This is a genomic window from Streptomyces sp. CNT360 (assembly GCF_000424785.1).
This window is the reverse complement of record NZ_KE384246.1, coordinates 20,804-23,737: the sequence shown is the minus strand read 5'-3', so window position 1 is coordinate 23,737 and position 2,934 is coordinate 20,804. Positions and strand designations below refer to the sequence as shown.

Genomic DNA, 2,934 nt, shown 5'->3' with positions numbered 1-2,934 from the left:
ATTCACCGCCGAACCCCGCACCACAGCCAACACCCGATGCCCGTTGCGCCGCGCATCCGACAACCGCTCGACCAGCAGCACACCCACACCCTCGGACCAGCCGGTACCGTCCGCACCCGCCGCGAAAGCCTTGCAGCGGCCGTCCGCGGCAAGGCCGCCCTGACGGCTGAACTCTACGAAGGCAGCCGGTGTGGACATCACCGTCACACCGCTGACCAAGGCCAGCGAGCACTCGCCCTGACGCAGCGACTGCGAAGCCATGTGCAGCGCCACCAGCGACGACGAACACGCCGTGTCCACCGTCACCGCAGGACCCTCGAAGCCGAACGTGTACGACACGCGTCCGGAGACCACGGACGCGGCGCCACCGGTGGCGGCGTGGCCCTCCAGGTCCCCTGCGGAGTCGCGCAGCAGGGCGGTGTAGTCCTGACCGTTGGTACCGGCGAAGACCCCGGTGTCGCTGCCGCGCAGCGTGGGAGGGGCGATTCCGGCGCGCTCGATGGCCTCCCACGTGGTCTCCAGCAGCAGCCGCTGCTGCGGATCCATCGCCAGCGCCTCACGCGGCGAGATCCCGAAGAACTCCGCGTCGAATCCGGCCACGTCCTCGACGAAGCCGCCCTCATGAACGTACGACGCACCGGCACCGGTCTGCCCGGAGCCGTCTCCCGGGCCGGAGCTCATGAGTGTGTCGATGTCCCAGCCCCGGTCGGCGGGGAACGGTGTGATGGCGTCGGATCCGGAGCTCAGCAGCGTCCACAGGTCTTCCGGGGAACGCACCCCGCCGGGGAAGCGGCAGGCCATCCCCACGATGGCGACGGGCTCGGCGAGGTCGGTGAGTTCGGCGAGACCGGTGGGCTGGGCGGGGTCGGTTCCGGCGGCCCCGGGCGCACTGTCCATCCGTGCCATCAGATGGTCCGCGAGCGCCGCGAGGTTCGGATAGTCGAAGACGAGGGTGGCGGCAAGCTGAATGCCGGTGGCAGCGCTGAGGGCGTTGCGGAGTTGCAGAGCGGTGAGGGAGTCGAAGCCGAGCTCTCGGAAGGCGCGGTCCGCGTCCAGCTTGTCCGGCGTGGTGTGTCCGAGTACAGCAGCGGCCTCGGCCCGTACGGCTTCCAGGACCAGACGGCGTGCTTCCGCGGTGGGCAGGCCGACGATTCCACGGGCCAGCTCCGACGTCGAATCGGCCCTGTCCGTGGGTACGGCGACATCTGCCAGTTCCGTGAGCAGCCGGGTCGGCCGGGAAGCCGCCAGCGCCCCGGCGAACCGGTCCCAGTCGGTCCTGGTGACGGTGGCGGTGGTCAGGCCGAGGTCCAGTACCCGCCACAACGCTTCGCCTGCCTGGCGGGAGGTCAGCGGGGTGACGCCGCTCCGGGCCAGCCGGTCCCGTACGGCCAGGTCGGCCATCCCCCCTTCCGCCCACGGCCCCCAGGCCAGACTGGTGGCGGGCAGTCCCAGGCCACGGCGGTACTCGGCGAAGCCGTCCAGGAGTGCGTTGGCCGCCGCGTAGTTGCTCTGGCCCGCCGAACCGACCGTGCCGGCCAGGGAGGAGAAGACGACGAAGGCGGAGAGGTCGCTCTCCCGGGTCGACTCGTGCAGGTTCCAGACCGCGTCCACCTTGGGGTGGAACACCGTCTCGAAGCGCTCGGCCGTCATCGCGTCGATCACGCCGTCGTCCAGCACACCGGCCGCGTGCACGACCGCCGTCAGCGGAGCCTCCTCCGGGACGGTGGCCAGAAGTCCCGCGAGTTCCTCGGGCTCCGCGACATCGCAGGCCGCCACGGTCACTCGGGCGCCGAGTGCGACGAGCTCCGCCTCCAGCTCGGCAGCGCCCGGGGCCGCCTCGCCACTGCGGCTCGTCAGCAGTAGGTGGTCCGCACCCCGCTCGGCCAGTTGACGCGCGACGTACGAACCGAGCACTCCCGTGCCGCCGGTGATCAGCACGGTTCCGCTCGGCCGCCAGCCGTCGCGGACGGGGCCCCGGTCGCCACGGACGGGCACCAGGCGACGGCCGAGGAGCCCTCCGGAACGGATGGCGACCTCGTCCTCGCTGTCCTCGCTGTCCTCGCTGTCCTCGCCGTCCTTGCCGACGCTGCCGGACAGTACGGCCGCAAGCCGAGCTGCGGTGTGTGCGTCGGGGGCGGACGGCACGTCCACCACGCCACCCCACCGCGCGGGATGCTCCACCGCCGCGGCCCTCGCCAGGCCCCACACGGCCGCCTGGTCAGGGCGCGTCACCGATTCGTCTCCCCCGGTGGACACGGCCCCGGACGTGAGACTCCACAGCGGAGCCCCGATGCCCTGTGCGCCGAGTGCGTGGAACAGCTCCAGCGTACGGACCGGGCCGGACGGAAGGCCGGACTCCAGGTCGGGGGACAGCGGGACGAGTGACAGCACGCCCCGTACCTGGCGTACCTGGTCTCCGTCGATGCGGGCGAGCGCCTCTCCCAGCTCCGCCGCGGTGGTGAACGGTACGCGGACTGTCGTCGCCCCGTGGTCGGCCAACGTTCGGGCGACCCACTCCCACCGCTCCTCCTCGTCGGGAAGCGTGACGAGAAGCCAGGTGCCGGACAGCACGCCGGAGTGCCGGTCGCTCACGGGCCGCCAGGCAACCTGGTGGAGCAGTTCGTCCGTGGCCGCCGACTCATGCCGACGCCGGCGCCAGGCGGAGAGCGCAGGCAGCACCGAGCCCAACGGAGCGTCCGCCTCCAGTTGCAGCGCGGCTGCGAAGTCGTTGACGTCCGCGCGTTCGACCGTCGCCCAGAACTCGCTGTCGACCGCGTCCTTCGACGACGACACCGAGCCCGAACCGTCCAACCAGTACCGCCGGTGCTGGAACGCGTACGTGGGCAGATCCAGCTCCCCGGACGCCGCTGCGCTCACGCGGCCGAACACCCGCAGCCAGTCCACCTCGGCCCCACGCACGTGCGCGTGTGCCAG

The 2,934-nt window shown here is 71.8% G+C and carries 1 protein-coding gene; it reads right to left on the bottom strand.

Features of this window, described 5'->3' with window-relative positions; all coding sequences use genetic code 11:
• Positions 1 to 2,877 (bottom strand): SDR family NAD(P)-dependent oxidoreductase (locus tag H297_RS43880; RefSeq protein ID WP_199787291.1); only part of this gene is annotated, 2,877 nt, incomplete at its 3' end.
• Positions 2,878 to 2,934 lie beyond the last annotated feature (57 nt).